Below are 18,535 nucleotides of genomic sequence, written 5' to 3' on the forward strand. Positions count from 1 at the left end.
TTGATTTTGAATTTAGGAATGATATTTTTTGCTGATTGTTCAGTTTTTTTCTACATTAATTAGACGTTGAGGTAAAAATCCACCAGAACGTAATTCTTCAACACTATCTTTCACTGCTTGAATCAAAAATTCAATATTTTGTTCTGTGTGTGCTGTAGATAGAAAACAGTTGCGTCCTTCCCAGATATAAACACCTTTTAATAGTAGGTGATAGAACAATAAATCTAAATTGCCTGAAAAGGTAAAGCGAAATAGTGAACCAAAATGGATGATTTTGATGGGTACGTTTTCTGCTTGAAAATAATTGTTGAGTGTGTTAGCTAAATATGCAGTACGTTGATTTAATTGCAGTTGTAAATTAGAACCTTGTTCCTTGAGATGTTGTAAAACTGAACGTGCAGCGGCCATCCCTGTATGGTTTTTGTTGAATGTTCCCGCAAAGAATGTTTTTTCTGCTTGGGGGTAGGAAGGGTCTTGATATTCCCACAAACCACCGTCAATTCCATTCATGTAGTTTGCTTTACCTGCTACAACACCAATAGGCATCCCTCCACCGACTATTTTTCCATAAATAGCTATGTCTGCATCAATATCAAACCATGCTTGTGCGCCTCTGGGATGAATACGGAAACCTGTAATTACTTCATCGAAAATTAGCGCACATCCGTTATCTGCTGTTAATTGTCTTAGTTCTGTTAAGAATTCTTGGGGTTGTAAGTCAGGGTGACGACTCTGTACAGGTTCAACTAAGACCGCAGCTAGTTCATGGACACAGGAGCGTAAAATTTCTAAGGATTCAGGATTTCCATAATCTAGTACCATGACATCTTCGACTGTATGCTCAGATACTCCTGGCGATAAAGGTACACCCATAACTTGTTCATTTAATGATCTGGCTAAAATGCCGTCAAAATGACCATGATATGAACCAGAAAAGATGGCTATTTTAGTCCTTCCTGTGGTAGTACGTGCTAGACGTAAACCTGTCATGACTGCTTCTGTACCGGAATTACAGAAAGTGACACGCTCCATACCAGTTAGTTCACAAATTAACTCGGCCACTTCTCCCGCTAGTTTTGATTGTGGTCCTATTTGTAAACCTTTTTCCATCTGTTCTTGTACTGCTTGAGTAATAAAGGATGGGGCATGACCAAACAACAACACTCCAAAACCCATAGTAATATCTAGATACTCGTTGCCATCTATATCCCAAAATTTAGCTCCTACTGCTCTCTCTCCAATGATGGGGTAAACCATTTCTTTGGTAGAAAGACGAAATCCTGCTACTGCTCTACTGTCTGCTAAAACTGGACGGTAAGTTTGAGAGCGCTGTTTTGATTTTTGAGTCTTGTGATTATACAGATTTATCAGTTCTTGTAAATGACATTCTTGTTCTACACTCAGTTGAGAATTTACATTAGATTTCCCATTAACTTTCCCATTAACTTGGGACTTTATATATGGTGTACTACCATTTTGTTTTGGTTGGCTTTTATTGACAGGAACAACAGGTTTTTTGGTTGGGGTGTTAGTGGGAGAATTATTATTCTGATGATTGTGATTATTTGTAGCTAAACCATTATTTTGCAAAAATTCCAACTGCTGAGATACAACTGCTGACAAACTTTGAGAGACAAGTTCTAACTGTTGTCTCATGATTTGTTCTAAGCCATTTGCTGAGGTTGTTGCTTGGAAGTTTTGCCCAATTATTAAAGGTGTATTTGGTTGTATTGGTGTTGCTACTTTTGGATCTGATTTAGCAGCAAACTGTTGTAAATTGGCATTAATCCATTCTGGTGATAAATTATCAGCAATGTGATTTGCTAACGCCTGAATATTTGGTAATTCTTCAAATAACTGCCGAATGGTAATTTTGAAGTTGTAAGTATTTTCAATAGCGCGGATAGCATCTAACATAGCGATTGAGTCAGCACCCATTTCTAGGAAAGAAAGATGAATGTTGATGTCTTCTGGTGCTGCTTTGAGAAAATAAGCTACTAAAGAACGTATCTTACCCAGGATTAGCTCCTGTTTTTGGGATGGTGTAATGGTAGTCATTTGTAAATTATGTTCCTGTTGATTTAGATTTAATATTTTATTTGGTAATTTATATCCATTCTCATTGGCTTGATTGTCATTGGTTGAGAGGGTATCAAACCAATAACGTTTTTTCTGGAAAGGATAAGTTGGCAGGGGTAAAACACTCCTTGAGTAATCATCATCAAATCCTTGCCAGTTAATCTTTGCTCCTTTAATATACAGATTTGATAAACTCAGAAATAATGAATGCCAATTATCTTGATCATAGGTTAGAGAAGATAACCAAGTGACTGTATTTTCTTGCTGACAATGTTTACCTAAACTAGAAAGAACTGGTTTTGTACCTATTTCTAAGAATACTTCATAACCCAGTTCAAAAAGAGTATTCATTCCTGGCATAAATTGGACTGGTTCACGAATTTGACGCAACCAATAGCTACTATCTAAAACTTGACCTGGAGGGATAATTTGACCTGTTAAATTAGAAATTAAAGGAATTTGTAAAGGTTGAAATTGCATCTGACTGATATTTTGGGCAAATTCTCCTAACATTTGCTCCATTAAAGGAGAATGAAAAGCATGAGAAACTTTCAATCGTCTAGTTTCAATTCCTTGGGTTTCTAAAATAGTCAGGACTACTTCTATTGCTTCACCAACACCAGAAATAACTGTGTTGCTGGGACTATTAATAGCTGCGATTGATATCTTTTCCGAGTAGGGTTGAATAGCTTTTTGTACTGTTGTTGCATCGGCAAATATTGCTACCATTTGACCATCTTTTGGAAGTGCTTGCATGAGACTGGCCCGTTTAGCTACCAGTTTTAGTCCTTCCTCAAAACTAAAAGCTCCGGCCACACAAGCGGCCACATATTCCCCTAAACTATGACCGATAACTACATCAGGTTTAATCCCCCAAGACTGCCATAATTCGGTGAGTGCGTATTCTATAGCAAATAAAGCAGGTTGGGTGTATGCGGTTTGATTGATCAGAGAATTTTCTTCAGTGCTGGGGTACAAGACCTCAAGCAGAGGTTTTTCTAAATAGGGAAGTAGAATTTGATTAGCTTGGTCAATGATTTGCTGGAAAATGGGTGCTTGTTCATAGAGTTGACGACCCATGTTGATATATTGTGAACCTTGACCAGTGAATAAAAAAGCCAGTGGTGGTGGATTTTTTGGTGATTGACCAGTAACCGCTGTTGGGGGTTGAGACCCGGTTGTAAAATGATTTAGGGTTTCTTGTAACTGGGTTGTGGATGGACAGAGAATAGCTAACCGATGTTGAAAATGCGATCGCCTGGTATTAGCAGAAAAACAAATATCGGCTAATGATGCTGTTGGTTCATCTTGTAAAAATGTTTGATAACGGACAGCCAAATCGGATAAAGCTTGTTCACTTTTGGCTGATAGGGTCAGTAAGTGTAATGAACGTTCCATCTTTGGTGTTTTTTGACTGGACTGCATGGGAAATACTCCTAACTGTAATTATTAATCTATGATTTCAACTTTTGTTGTAGACAACTTTTTAACCTTTCCGCGAAAACCTGAACATGGGGTTGAGTCATCATTGTCACATGATTACCAGGGACAAATTCGACATCCACTGGTTCGCTAGAAAAGGGATTCCATCCTAAACTCACATCTTCTAAAAACTCCGGTGGTAAAGCCGTTTGCTGTTCTGCGGAAACAAACTCACTGGCACGAAATAGAGTAATGGGAAGAGGATGAAAGTCTTGTGGGACATATTCAACGGTACTATTAGCTTTGTACGCCTGTAATAAATTATTTACGTATTTAGTGTCGGCATTGGGAGGGAGAAGATCAAGCCGATGTAGGTAGTTGAGAACATATTGGAGTTGCTCGGTTAAAGGTAAAGAACGCAAGGATTCACCATCCATTTCTAAATCCTTAGCAAAGGCAACTTGCATACTTTTAGCAATGTCAATTAACCATGTAGCATCATCAACTTCTGTTGGGTTTTCAGACTTTTTGGGTGCTGTAGTATCCAAAATTGCGACTAAAGCTATTTCTTCACCCTGACGGAATAACTGCTGTGCCATTTCAAAGGCAACTTTACCACCAAAAGAATGTCCACCTAAATAGTAAGGGCCGTGGGGTTGTACTGCTTGCATAGCTTGAATATAGCGAGTTGCTACATCCTCAATTTTGTTCATGGGTACTAACTCACCATCTTCACCTTGAGCTTGGAAACTATAAAAAGGCTGGTCTTCACCCAAAAAACGGGCTAAATTGTAGAAATAGAAGGGAAAACCGCCAGAACCGGGAATACAGAACAATGGTGGTTGAGAACCATAGGGTTGAATTGCTACTAGAGGAGACCATTCAGAACTGGTGTATTGTTGAATGGCAATCGCCAAATCTTCAATAGTGGGACTTTGGAAAAGTGCAGCTAAGGGAATATCTTTGCCAAACTGTTCCTTAATTTGACCCATCAAATGAAAAGCTAAGAGAGAATGGCCACCAAGGTCAAAGAAGTTATCTTTTACACCGACGTTGTCAACCTTGAGAACTTTTGACCAAATTTGCACCAGTTGTAGTTCTACCCCATTGCGAGGAGAAACAAAGGTGTCGGAATTGCGTTGTTCTGGAGCTTTTAAAGCACGACGGTCAATTTTGCCATTAGCAGTCAGAGGGAAAGCATCCAAAACCACAAAAGCACCAGGCAGCATATAATCAGGCAACCTATCCCTGAGAAACTGACGCAATTGATTCACACTCAAACTCTGTGGATTTTGGCCGACAATATAAGCAACCAAACGTTTATCACCAGGTGTATCTTCCCGCACCATCACACAACAAGCTTGGACATCCTCTGATTGACTTAACATCGCCTCAATTTCACCCAATTCAATCCGGAAACCCCGGATTTTTACCTGATTGTCAATTCTACCCAAATACTCCAAATCACCATCGGGTAAATACTTAGCTAAATCACCCGTCTTATACAGAACATTCCCAGAATCTGACAACCACGGATGGGGAATAAATCTTTCCTCAGTCAACTCAGAACGGTTTAAATAACCACGAGTCACACCCGCACCACCAACATACATTTCCCCAGGAACACCCACAGGGACAATCCGCAAATACTGGTCTAAAACATAAACCTGTAAATCAGGAATAGGACGACCAATTACACTTCCACTACGACCTAAATCATCCTGACTCAAAGGACGATAAGTAACGTGTACAGTAGTTTCCGTAATTCCATACATATTCACCAACTGCGGTGATTTATCACCATGACGCTCAAACCAAGGTTGTAAACTATTAATGTCCAGACTTTCACCACCAAAAATCACCAACCGCAGATTTAAAGCTTGAGCATGATTTCTAGACTCTTCTACAGCAATTAACTGACTAAAAGCCGAAGGTGTCTGATTGAGAACAGTCACTTTTTCATCAGATAACAACTGATAAAAAGACTCAGGAGAACGAGTTACTAAATAAGGTACAACTACCAGTTTTCCACCGTATAGTAAAGCACCCCAAATTTCCCACACTGAGAAGTCAAAAGCATAGGAATGGAACAGAGTCCATACATCTTCAGAATTAAAATTATACCAAGATTGTGTAGCTGCAAACAGACGAGTCACATTACAGTGCTTGACTAACACACCTTTGGGAGTTCCTGTAGAACCACTGGTATAGATGACATAAGCTAAATTTGAGGTGTTGACTTCTGTAGTGGGATTCTCTTGATTTGATTGAGAAATCTTATTCCAACCAGTATCTAAATAAACAACTTCAGCAGTATTTTCCGGTAACTTATCAACCAGTGACTCTTGAGTTACTAAAACACTCACTTGAGCATCTTCTAAAATAAAATTCAGTCGTTCTTGAGGATATTCAGGGTCAAGAGGAACATAAGCACCACCAGCTTTAAGAATACCCAAAATACCCACAATCATTTCCACAGAACGCTCAACACATATCCCCACTAAAACATCTGCTTTCACTCCCAAGGATATTAAATAATGTGCTAATTGATTAGCTTTGTTATTTAATTCAGAATAGGTTAATTGTTGATTTTCAAATACTACTGCTACAGCATCCGGTGTTTTTTCAACTTGTTCTTCAAACAACTGATGAATACATTTATCTTTTGGATATTCTGTTTCTGTTTGATTCCAATCAATTAATAATTGTTTTTCTTCTGTTGCTGTTAAAATAGGTAATTGATTAATTTCCCCTTGAGAATTTTCCACAATTGCTGATAACAAAGTCAGAAAATGACCCAACATTCTATTAATCGTTCCCTCATCAAAACGACTATTATCATAACTAACCTTCACCCACAACTGCTCACCAGGACCAGAAATTACAGTCAGCGGATAATTTGTATGTTCAATTCCTCGGAAATTCTCAACCTGTAAACCACCATCATCATCTAAAGTATCCGCATCAACCGGATAATTTTCAAACACAACCAAACTATCAAATAAAGACGTACCTCTCGTCACATCACTCCATCCTTGAATTTCCACCAAAGAACAATAAGAAAACTGTTCAGACTCCACCTGTTGCTGCTGTAATTCTTTTAATAAAGACAAAACATTATTATCATCTGAAACCTGAACTCGCACAGGTAAAGTATTAATAAATAACCCCACCATTGACTCCACACCAGGTAAAGATGGAGGACGACCAGAAACAGTAGAACCAAACACTACATCATTTTCTTGACTGTAACGAGACAACAACAAACCCCAGACACCTTGCACCAAATTACTCATCGTTAATTGATGCTTTCTCACAAACTCTGTCGCTTTATTGGTTTTCTCAACTGATAAATAAACAACTTCTTCTTTATATTCACTTTGTGTTTTTTGACTTGATAATGATTTCTCAACCACTAACGGAGTTGGTGCATCAAAACCACTAAGTTTTTCTTGCCAAAATTCTTGTGCAGCATCTTGTTTTTGCTGTTGTAACCACTCAATATAATTTCGATAATTGAGACTTGGTTTATTAACAGTTTCCACACCATCAATTATTTCTTGATAGAACTCAAACAAGTCCTTAAACACCAAAGGTAAAGACCAACCATCCAATAAAATATGATGATGACACCAGACAAATTGATAACTCTCATCACTTAATTGTAGTAAATACAATCTCATTAATGGAATTTTGTCAAGTTTAAATCCTTGTTTTCTTTCCTCTTCTAAAAATGTTTCTATTTCTGTTTGTTGTTCTGATAACTCTCTCCAGTCTCTAATTTCTACACCTAAATCTACCTGTTTATAAACCACTTGCACAGCTTGACTGAGAGATTCCCATATAAATGCAGTCCGGAAAATAGAATGACGATTGACTAATTTTTGCCATGCTTTTTCAAAAGCTTTAATATTTAATTCACCATTGAAAGTACAGGTTATTTGTTCAAAATACACACCACCTTCCGGTGCATACAAACTTTCAAATAACATCCCTTCTTGCATTGGTGACAAGGGATAAATATCTTCAATATTTTGCCAGTTTAGTTTACCCAGTTTACCTAAAACTCCATCTAATTCTGGTTGTTTGAGTTTTATTAACGGGAAATCAGAAGGTGTATATCCTACATTCTCTGGTTCTAAACAATGGGTTATTATCTCTTGCAGTGCTGTAATAAACTCTTGCGCTATTTTCTCAACAGTTGTTTTTTCATGAATATTATTACTGTATGTCCAGTTAATTTGTAAGTGTTCTTCTGCAATGATAGCGTTAATATCTAGTAAATTTGAACGTTGACCTACTGAACTTTGGTCTTGTCCACTAGACTCATCCGCAGATGATAGCAAAGATGATGTATTTAATGTTTGGGTAAATTGTCCTAAGTAGTTAAAGCTAATTTCTGCTTTGGGTGTTTTTGTTATTTGTTTTTTAATGCTTTTATCTTCACTCAAATAACGCAATACACCATATCCAATCCCTTTGTTCGGTATTTCTCTTAATTGTTCTTTGACTGATTTTATGGTGTTTTCTAAGTTATTGAATTCTGTTTTTTCAATATTTATAACTACTGGAAACATGGTTGTAAACCATCCAATAGTTCTGGATATCTCTACACCATCTAAAATATCTTCTCTACCATGTCCTTCTAAATTAAACAACACAGATTTTGAGTTTGTCCATTTACTCAAAACTAACACTAATGCAGTTAATAAGATATCGTTTATCTGTGTTTTATATGCTTTTGGTACTTCTTGTAATAATGCTGTTGTCTCTTTTTGGTTTAATGATACTGCTATATTTTGAGTTGATGATAAGGTGTTTTCACCTTCTTTATCTACAGGAATTGATTTAATTGCACTGTTTGATTTATTTACCCAATAATCAATTTCTGATTTTAATGTTTCTGTTTGTGCATATTCTGATAACTTCTCACTCCAGGTTTTAAAGGATGTGGTTTTTGCTGGTAGTTGGATTTTCTGATTTTGATTTAGTTGTTGATATCCTGTTTCTAGGTCTTCTAATAATATTCTCCAAGATATTCCATCTACTACTAGGTGATGAATTATTATTAATAGTCTTCCTGGTTGATTTTCTCCTAGTTTAAATAATCCCACTTTGACTAGATTAGATTCTAGGTCTAAACTTGCTTGCAGTGTATCCGCTGTGGTTTCTATTATTTCTGTTTTTTCTGTTTCTGTAACTTCGGAAATATCAAAGTATTCAATTTCAAAAGTTTCTATTGGTTCACTATGTGTTGCTTTCCATTGATTTTCTGTTTCTGTAAATCTCAATCTTAAAGCGTCATGATGATTGATGATTTCTTGCCAAGTTTTCTCTATTTTATTTCTATCTATTTCTGCTGGTACTGTTAGTAAAAATGCTTGGTTAAAGTGATGGGTTTCTGGTCTATTTTGCTCCAAGAACCATTTTTGAATTGGTGTTAAGAGGAAGTTTCCACTAACTGTGACCTGTTCTATTTCTAGGGTTTTAATTGTTCCTGCTACTGCTGCTAATTCTCCTATGGTTTGATTCGCAAATAGCTGTTTTAATGTGATTTCTATTCCCTGTTGTTTGGCTTTTGCTATGATTTGAATACTGAGAATTGAGTCTCCACCTAGTTCAAAGAAGTTATCATTTATTCCTATTTTTTCTATTCCTAATACTTGTTGCCAAATTTCTGCTAGTTTGGTTTCTATTTCTGTTTTTGGTGCTATATATTTTTTTTCTATTTCTGTGTTTGTTTTTGGTTCTGGTAGTGCGCGTCTGTCTATTTTTCCGTTGGGTGTTAATGGTAAGTTTTCCAGATATACAAAGTTACTTGGTATCATGTATTCTGGTAGTTTACTTTTTAAATATTTTCTCAGTTCTTTTGTTTTCAGTTTTGTTTCTGAGACTATATAAGCTACTAATTTTTTATATCCTGGTTTGTCTTCTCTAACTACAACTACTGATGTTTGTACATTTTCATTTTGATTGAGTGCTGTTTCTATTTCTCCTATTTCTATTCTGAATCCTCTTATTTTTACTTGGTTATCGCTTCTTCCTAAGTATTCTATGTTTCCATCTGTTAAGTATCGTACTAGGTCTCCTGTTTTGTAGAGTTTGGTTTTTCCGTTGTCAAAGGGGTTAGGGATAAATTTCTCTGCTGTCAGTTCTGGTCTGTTTAAATATCCTCTTGCTAAACCTGTTCCTGCTATATGTAGTTCTCCTGCTACTCCTACTGGTACTGGTTGCAGATTGCTGTCTAATATGTATACTTTGGTATTATCTATCGGTTTTCCAATACTTGGTGATGTTTGTTTTTGTGTTTCTAATATGCAAGATGTGGTGACTACTGTGTTTTCTGTTGGTCCATAGTTGTTAATTACTTGGAAGGGTATTTTATTTGTTGGATTTTGGGTTAATTTATCTCCTCCTGTGAGTAGGTAGCGTAGTTTTGTTTTTTCTTTTTTCCAGTCTAGTTTTAATAGTTCTTGGGTTATTGGTGTGGGTACAAAGCTAATGGTTATTTGATTTTCTGTTAACCATTTTTGCAGTTGTTCTGGTGATACTAATATTTCTTTTCTAACTAGATGTAATGTTGCTCCTGCTGTTAGGTATGGCCATGTTTCCCATACTGCTGCATCAAATCCTGTTCCTGCTAGTTGGGTGGCTTTATCTGCTGTGGTTATTTTAAATTGTTTTTGATGCCAATTGATTAGGTTTGTTAGTCCTTGATGGGTTATTTCTACTCCTTTTGGTGTTCCTGTTGAACCACTTGTGTATATTACGTAAGCTAGGTGATTTGATGTTATTTCTTTGTGGGGATTTTTTTGATTTTGTTGATTTATTTTTTCCCATTCTGTGTCTAAACAGGTTGTTTGTGTTTGATTGTTTTGGATTTTTTGTTTGAGGTTTTGTTGTGTTAGTAGGATGTTTATTTTGGTATCTTCTAAGATGAATTTGATTCTTTCTGTGGGATATTCTGGGTCTATTGGTAGGTATGATGCTCCTGCTTTTAATATTCCTAATTGTCCGATTATCATTTCTAGGGAACGTTCTACGCATATTCCTACTAAAATATCTGCTTTCACTCCCAAGGATATTAAATAATGTGCTAGTTGATTTGCTTTGTTATTTAATTCAGAATAGGTTAATTGTTGATTTTCAAATACTACTGCTACAGCATTTGGTGTTTTTTCAACTTGTTCTGTGAATAATTGAGTGATTGTTTTTTCTATTTTATTTTCTGTTTCTGTTTTGTTCCAATCAATTAATAATTGCTGTTTTTCTGTTGCTGTTAATATTGGTAGTTGGTTTATTTCTGTTTGAGGATTTTCTACTATTGCTGATAATAGGTTGATGAAATGTCCTGTCATTCTATTAATGGTGCTGCTGTCAAATAAGTCTGTGTTGTATTCCCAACCACCAATTAAACCTGTTTCTGTTTGCTCTATTGATAGGGTTAAGTCAAATTTTGCTGTTGCTGTTTCTATTGGTAATAAGTTGGTTTTTAATCCTGTTAATTCTATTTCTGATATGGGTGCGTTTTGTAGGGCAAATACTGCTTGAAATAATGGTGAATGACTCAGGTCTCTTTCTATTTCTAATGCTTCTACTAGCATTTCAAAGGGCAAATCTTGATGTGCATATGCTGATAATGCTGTTGACCTGGTTTTATTCAATATTTCGCTAAATTTACTATTTCCTGATAGTTCTGTTCTCAATACTAATGTGTTTACAAAGAAGCCTATTAAACTTTCTATTTCTTTTCTGTTTCTGTTGGCTATTGGTGTTCCTACTAATATGTCTGTTTGTCCTGTGTATCTATACAGTAGGGTGTTATATGCTGCTAACAGGGTCATGAATAAGGTTACACCTTGTTCTTTACTGACTTTTTGTAGTTCATTAGTTAACTCTTTTGATATTGTAAATTCTTGATATGCTCCTGCAAAGGTTTGTACTGCTGGTCTTGGTCTATCTGTGGGTAATGGTAAAAATGTGGGAGCGTTTTCTAACTGTTTTGACCAGTAGTTTATTTGTTGTTCTAATACTTCTCCTTGTAACCAGTTTCTTTGCCATATTGCAAAGTCTGCATATTGTATTGGTAGGGGTTTTAGTTCTGTTTCTTTCCCTTGAATGTAGCTGTTATAAATTGTGACTAATTCTTCTATAAACACACCCATTGACCACCCATCAGAAATTATATGGTGCATACACAATGTGAAGATGTTTTCTGTTTCTGTAAGTTTGATTAATGTTGCTCTAATTAAACTGTCTTTTTCTAGGTTAAATAGTTGATTTGTTTGTTGGTTAATTATTGCTTTGGTTTCTTTTTGTTGTTGTTCTATTGATAAGGCTTTTATGTCTATTGTTGATATTTTCCAGTTAGTTTTTTGGTGAATTATTTGTTGTGGTTTTCCTGCTATTTCTTTGATGTTTGTTCTTAATGATTCATGCTTATTTATGATTGTTTGGAAACTTTTTTCTAATGCTTCTATGGACAATTCACCTTGTAGTTTTAATGCTGCTGGTAGGTTGTATGATGCACTGTTTGGTTCTAGTTTGTCTATAAACCATAACCGCTGCTGTCCATAAGATAGAGGTATTTCTGTTTTTTCTATTCTGGGTTTGATGGGAGTTTTTTGGGTTTTTGTTTGTTTTTTTTGTGTCTGTTCTATTATTTGTGCTTGTTGTTCTATTGTCGGTGCTGTAAATATGTTTTTCAGTGGTATTTCTATTTGGAAACTACTACTAATTCTCGATACTATTTGTGTTGCTAATAATGAATGTCCTCCTAGTTCAAAGAAGTTATCTGTAATTCCTACTCTTTCTATTTTTAATACTTCTGCCCAGATTAATGTCAGTATTTCTTCTGTGGCAGTGCGTGGTGCTACATAAGTTTCAGTAATTTCACTCTGGACATCTGGCGCAGGTAAGGCACGACGATCTACTTTACCACTGGGGGTTTGTGGCATTTCTGCGAGGATGACAAAGGCGGTCGGTAGCATATATTCTGGTAGCTTTCCTTGCAGGAATTGCCGTAAGTTGCTACTTGTCAGTGTATTTGCACCGACTACGTAAGCTACTAGACGTTTATCTCCGGGTATATCTTCACGGGCGATCGCACAACATCCTTCTACGTCTTCATACTGACTTAATACCGCTTCTATTTCTCCTAGCTCGATACGGAAACCACGGATTTTGACTTGGTTATCTATGCGTCCTAAAAATTCAATGTTGCCATCGGGTAAATACTTAACTAAGTCACCTGTTTTATACAACCGTGAATTTTCATCAAAAGGATTAATTGTAAATCTTTCAGCGGTTAATTCCGGTCTGTTCAGGTATCCATTAGCTAAAGCTACACCACCAATATATAATTCCCCCGGTACTCCTACTGGTACTGGTTGTAATTGTTTATCCAATATATAAACTTGGGTGTTAGCAATGGGACGACCAATAGGAGGTAGTAATGGCCATGTTTCCACTGTCCCTGTTAAGGTATAGGTTGTGACTACATGAGTTTCCGATGGGCCATAGTGGTTGTGCAGGGTGCAGTTATTAGTAAGTTTACTTAACCATTGGGCAATGCTAGGAGTAATTTGTAACTGTTCCCCAGCGGTAATGATTTCTTGTAAATGACTGGTGAAGAATTCCCGACTGACTGCTACTTCTGCTATTTGCTGCAACCCAACAAAGGGAATAAATAATCTGTGAATTCTGTTCTCTTCTATGAAACCTAGCAATGCTACCGCATCTAGGCGCATTTCTTCGGTAATTAATACCAATGTACCGCCAGAATGCCAAGCGGTGAACATTTCATGGAAGGAAGCATCAAAACTTAATGGGGAGAATTGTAAGGTACGTTTTTCACTGGTAACTTTTAATTCGTCAACGTGCCAGAATATCAAGTTAGCTAATGCTAATTGACTCATGGCCACACCCTTGGGTTTACCCGTAGAACCAGATGTATAAATTACATATCCTAAGTTTTCTGATTTTACTTGGGGGTTGGTGTTTTCTTCGCTGTATTGGGAAATTACTGATAAATCCGTATCTACACAGATGGTATGACCTTGATATTGATTAAATTGTGATTTTAATGATGTTTGGGTGATTAAAACGGGTATGTTTGCATCCTCTACCATGAACTGTAAACGTTCTATGGGATATTCGGGATCTAGGGGTAAATACGCACCACCGGCTTTTAATATTGCTAATATCCCCACTATCATTTCTAGAGAACGTTGTACACATATTCCCACTACTACATCTGCTTTCACTCCCAAGGAAATGAGATAATTTGCTAGTTGGTTCGCGCGACTATTTAGTTGTTGATAAGTTAGTTGTTGTTCACCAAATTCTACTGCAATAAAATCTGGTGTTGTCTTAACTTGTTCTTCAAATAGTTGATGTAAACATTGTTCATGGGGATATGCTTTTTCTGTATCATTCCATGCAACTAATAACTGTTGTTTCTCCTCTGGATTCAAGAATGGTAATTGATTAATTTGCTCTTGAGGATTAACTACTATGGCTTCTAATAAATTCACAAAATGACTTGTCATTCTTGTAATTGTACTACTATCAAACAAGTCAGTGTTATATTCCCAAACTCCCACTAATTCCGTAGCAGTATTTTTCATTGACAAGGTTAAATCAAATTTAGCTGTAGCAGTTTCTATTGCTAAGGAATTCACTGTTAAACCAGTCAATTCTATTTCTGACATCGGTGCATTTTGGAGAATAAACATCACCTGAAATAATGGTGAATGACTCAAGTCTCTTTCTGGTTGCAAAATTTCTACCAGCATTTCAAAAGGCAAATCTTGATGTGTGTATGCTGATAATGCGGTTGAACGAATGCGAGTCAATAATTCGTTAAATTTAGGATTACCAGAAATATCTGTCCGCAATACCAATGTGTTTACAAAAAACCCAATTAACCCTTCTACTTCTCTATGATGACGGTTAGCAATGGGAGAACCTACTAAAATATCTGTTTGTCCTGTGTAGCGAAATAGTAAGGTTTTGAACCCTGCTAAAAGAGTCATAAACAAAGTCACACCATACTGTTGACTCAGTTTTGTTAACTTGTCTGTTAATTCTGCTGATAGTGTAAATTCTTGATATGCTCCTGCAAAGGTTTGTACTGCTGGTCTAGGTCTATCTGTGGGTAATTCTAGAAATGTAGGTGCTGTTTTTAATTGTTTTTCCCAATAATTTAATTGCCTGTCTAAGACTTCTCCTTGTAACCAGTTTCTTTGCCAAATTGCAAAATCTGCATACTGTATTTGTAATGCTTCCAATGGAGATTCTTGACCTTGAATATAGGCATTATATAATGCCATCAATTCATCTATAAACACACCCATTGACCAGCCATCAGCAACGATATGATGTATGCAAATACTTAATATATATTCTGTCTCTGATAAAACTATTAATGTGGCTCTAATTAAGGATTCATTAGCTAAATTAAAAGGGTTAATTCCTTGGTCTGTGACTAATTCCTGAACTTTTTTCTCTTGTGCTTGTGGTGATAAATTTAGTAAATCAATTAATGAGATTTTCCAGCTTTTGGCTGTATGAATAATTTGTGCGGCTGTTCCGTTCCCTGCTATAAAGTTAGTTCGTAATGCTTGATGACGATTAATTATTTCAGTAAAACTTTTTTCTAAAGCGGCAATTTCTAATTTTCCTTGCAAACGCAAACCTATAGGTATATTATATGAAGAACTATTAGGTTCTAATTGATCCAAAAACCATAACCGTTGTTGTGCATAAGAAAGCTGTAACTCTTCCTCGGCTGCTCTTGGTAAGATGGGAGTATAAGTTATATCTGCTTTTTGCTGCTGTTGTTGTTGTATTAATTCCCCTAGTTCCGCTAAAGTCGCAGTAGTAAACAAATTGCGTAAGGGTAACTCTATTTGAAAACTGCTACGGATACGTGATATTAACTGAGTTGCTAGTAGTGAATGTCCCCCCAGTGCAAAGAAATTATCGTAAATTCCCACACGTTCTACTTTTAGCACTTGCGACCAAATCATGACCAGTATTTCTTCTGTAGCGGTGCGTGGAGCTACATATTTATTTTCTCCTTCAGTGTTTATACTTGGTGATGGTAAAGCACGACGGTCAATTTTGCCATTAGCAGTCAGAGGCAAAGCATCCAAAACCACAAAAGCACCAGGCAGCATATAATCAGGCAACCTGTCTTTGAGGAATTGACGAAGAGTATTCACACTCAAACTCTGTGGATTTTGGCCGACAATATAAGCAACCAAACGTTTATCACCAGGTGTATCTTCCCGCACCATCACACAACAAGCTTGGACATCCTCTGATTGACTTAACATCGCCTCAATTTCACCCAATTCAATCCGGAAACCCCGGATTTTTACCTGATTGTCAATTCTACCCAAATACTCCAAATCACCATCGGGTAAATACTTAGCTAAATCACCCGTCTTATACAGAACATTCCCAGAATCTGACAACCACGGATGGGGAATAAATCTTTCCTCAGTCAACTCAGAACGGTTTAAATAACCACGAGTCACACCCGCACCACCAACATACATTTCCCCAGGAACACCCACAGGGACAATCCGCAAATACTGGTCTAAAACATAAACCTGTAAATCAGGAATAGGACGACCAATTACACTTCCACTACGACCTAAATCATCCTGACTCAAAGGACGATAAGTAACGTGTACAGTAGTTTCCGTAATTCCATACATATTCACCAACTGCGGTGATTTATCACCATGACGCTCAAACCAAGGTTGTAAACTATTAATGTCCAGACTTTCACCACCAAAAATCACCAACCGCAGATTTAAAGCTTGAGCATGATTTCTAGACTCTTCTACAGCAATTAACTGACTAAAAGCCGAAGGTGTCTGATTGAGAACAGTCACTTTTTCATCAGATAACAACTGATAAAAAGACTCAGGAGAACGAGTTACTAAATAAGGTACAACTACCAGTTTTCCACCGTATAGTAAAGCACCCCAAATTTCCCACACTGAGAAGTCAAAAGCATAGGAATGGAACAGAGTCCATACATCTTCAGAATTAAAATTATACCAAGATTGTGTAGCTGCAAACAGACGAGTCACATTACAGTGCTTGACTAACACACCTTTGGGAGTTCCTGTAGAACCAGAAGTATAAATCACATAAGCTAAATTTGCATTATTTACTTCCGTGACTGGATTCTCACAACTACACTGAGAAATTAAATTCCAGTTAGTATCTAAGTAAACTGCTTTAGCTGTATTTTCCGGTAATTTATTTACTAGATACTCTTGAGTAACCAGTGTATAAACTTGAGCATCTTGTAAAATAAAGTGCAGACGTTCTTGGGGATACTCAGGGTCTAAGGGAACATACGCAGCACCCGCTTTCAATATTCCCAAAATACCTATCATCATTTCTAGGGAACGTTCTACACAAATTCCCACCAAAGTATCAGGTTTCACACCCAAAGAAATTAAATAATTTGCTAATTGATTAGCTTTTTGATTTAATTCAAAATAAGTTAATTGTTGATTTTCATAAACTACTGTAATTGCATCAGGAGTTTTATTAACTTGTGATTCAAATAATTGATGAATACATTCATTAACAGAAAAATCTATATTTTTTTGATTACAGTCAATTAATAACTGTTGTGTTTCTGCTGTTGTTAAAAGTGGTAATTCCTTAATGATGATATGAGGATTTTTTACTATTGCAACTAACAAAGTTTGCAAGTGTCCTAACATTCTATTGATAGTATCATCCTCAAATCTACTGCTATCATAACTTACTCTCAACCATAACCTGTCACCAGGTCCAGCGGCAATTACTAAAGGAAAATTAGTATGTGCAATTCCTCGGAAATTCTCTACTTTTAAATTACCATCATCTTCTCCAGCAGCATCAAGAGGGTAATTTTCAAAGACAACTAAACTATCAAATAACCCATTACCTCTAGGAACATCACTCCATCCTTGAATTTCTACCAACGAACAATAAGAATACTGTTCACTTTCTACCTGTTGCTGTTGTAAATTTTTTAACAAACTTAAAACATCACTATTTTCATTAATTTTAACTCTTACAGGTAAGGTATTAATAAATAAACCCACCATTGATTCTACATCAGGTAAAGATGGAGGACGACCAGAAACAGTAGAACCAAAAACTATATCATGTTCTTGACTATAACGAGATAATAACAAACTCCAAATACCTTGGAGAAGATTATTCATTGTCAACTTATGTTTTTTGACAAATTCTGTTAATGCTATGGTTTTTTCATCTGTCAAAAAAACAACTTTTTCTAAATAACCATTGTCTTGTTTTGAAGATGAAAATAATTTATCTACAACTAACGGAGTTGGTGCGCTAAAACCTTGTAATTGTTGCTGCCAAAATTCCTGTGCTAAATCTTTTTTCTGTTGTTTTAACCAAGCAATATAATTACGATATTTAACAGCAGGTTTTAATTTTAAAGTTACTCCATCTATAATTGCTTGATAAAATGCAAATAAATCTTTAAAAACTATGGGTAAAGACCAACCATCAAGTAATATATGATGATGACACCAAATAAATTGATATTTATTTTCAGCTAATTGTAGTAAATATAATCTGATTAATGGTGCTTGAGCAAGTTGGAAATCTTTTTTACTTTCTGCAACTAAAAATTCCTCTAATTGCTCTTTTTGCTCTGGTTGTGATAACTCTCTCCAGTCTTGGAAATCAATATTAATATCTACCTGTTTATAAACTATCTGTACAGGTTGATTGACAGATTCCCACATAAATGCAGTTCTAAAAATAGCATGACGATTTACCACTTGTTGCCATGCTTTTTCAAATGCTTTTACATTTATATCACCATTAAATGTAAAGGTAATTTGTTCAAAATATACTCCCTCTTCTGGTGCATATAAACTTTCAAATAACATCCCTTCTTGCATTGGTGACAAGGGATAAATATCTTCAATATTTTGGCGGTTGGTTTTGTTAAGTTCTAGTTTCATAAAGTTCACAA

At 36.1% G+C, this 18,535-nt stretch carries 2 protein-coding genes; both read right to left on the reverse strand.

What is annotated here, in order from left to right; genetic code table 11:
* Positions 1-39: 39 nt before the first annotated feature.
* Positions 40-3,504 carry an aminotransferase class III-fold pyridoxal phosphate-dependent enzyme gene (locus tag WJM97_RS02155; RefSeq protein WP_353931423.1) on the reverse strand — a complete coding sequence of 1,155 codons (3,465 nt, stop codon included), beginning with the start codon at positions 3,502-3,504 and terminating at the stop codon, positions 40-42.
* A gap of 29 nt (positions 3,505-3,533) precedes the next feature.
* Positions 3,534-18,524 (reverse strand): non-ribosomal peptide synthase/polyketide synthase, encoded by a 14,991-nt coding sequence (locus WJM97_RS02160; protein WP_353931424.1) that lies wholly within the window; start codon positions 18,522-18,524, stop codon positions 3,534-3,536.
* Positions 18,525-18,535 lie beyond the last annotated feature (11 nt).

This window comes from Okeanomitos corallinicola TIOX110 (assembly GCF_038050375.1).
Taxonomy (GTDB): Bacteria; Cyanobacteriota; Cyanobacteriia; order Cyanobacteriales; family Nostocaceae; genus Okeanomitos; species Okeanomitos corallinicola.

Excerpts from the sequence above, each read along its gene's own strand:
- WJM97_RS02155 (WP_353931423.1), bottom strand. The coding sequence starts at position 3,504 with ATGCAGTCCAGTCAAAAAACACCAAAGATGGAACGTTCATTACACTTA.
- WJM97_RS02160 (WP_353931424.1), bottom strand. The coding sequence starts at position 18,524 with ATGAAACTAGAACTTAACAAAACCAACCGCCAAAATATTGAAGATATT.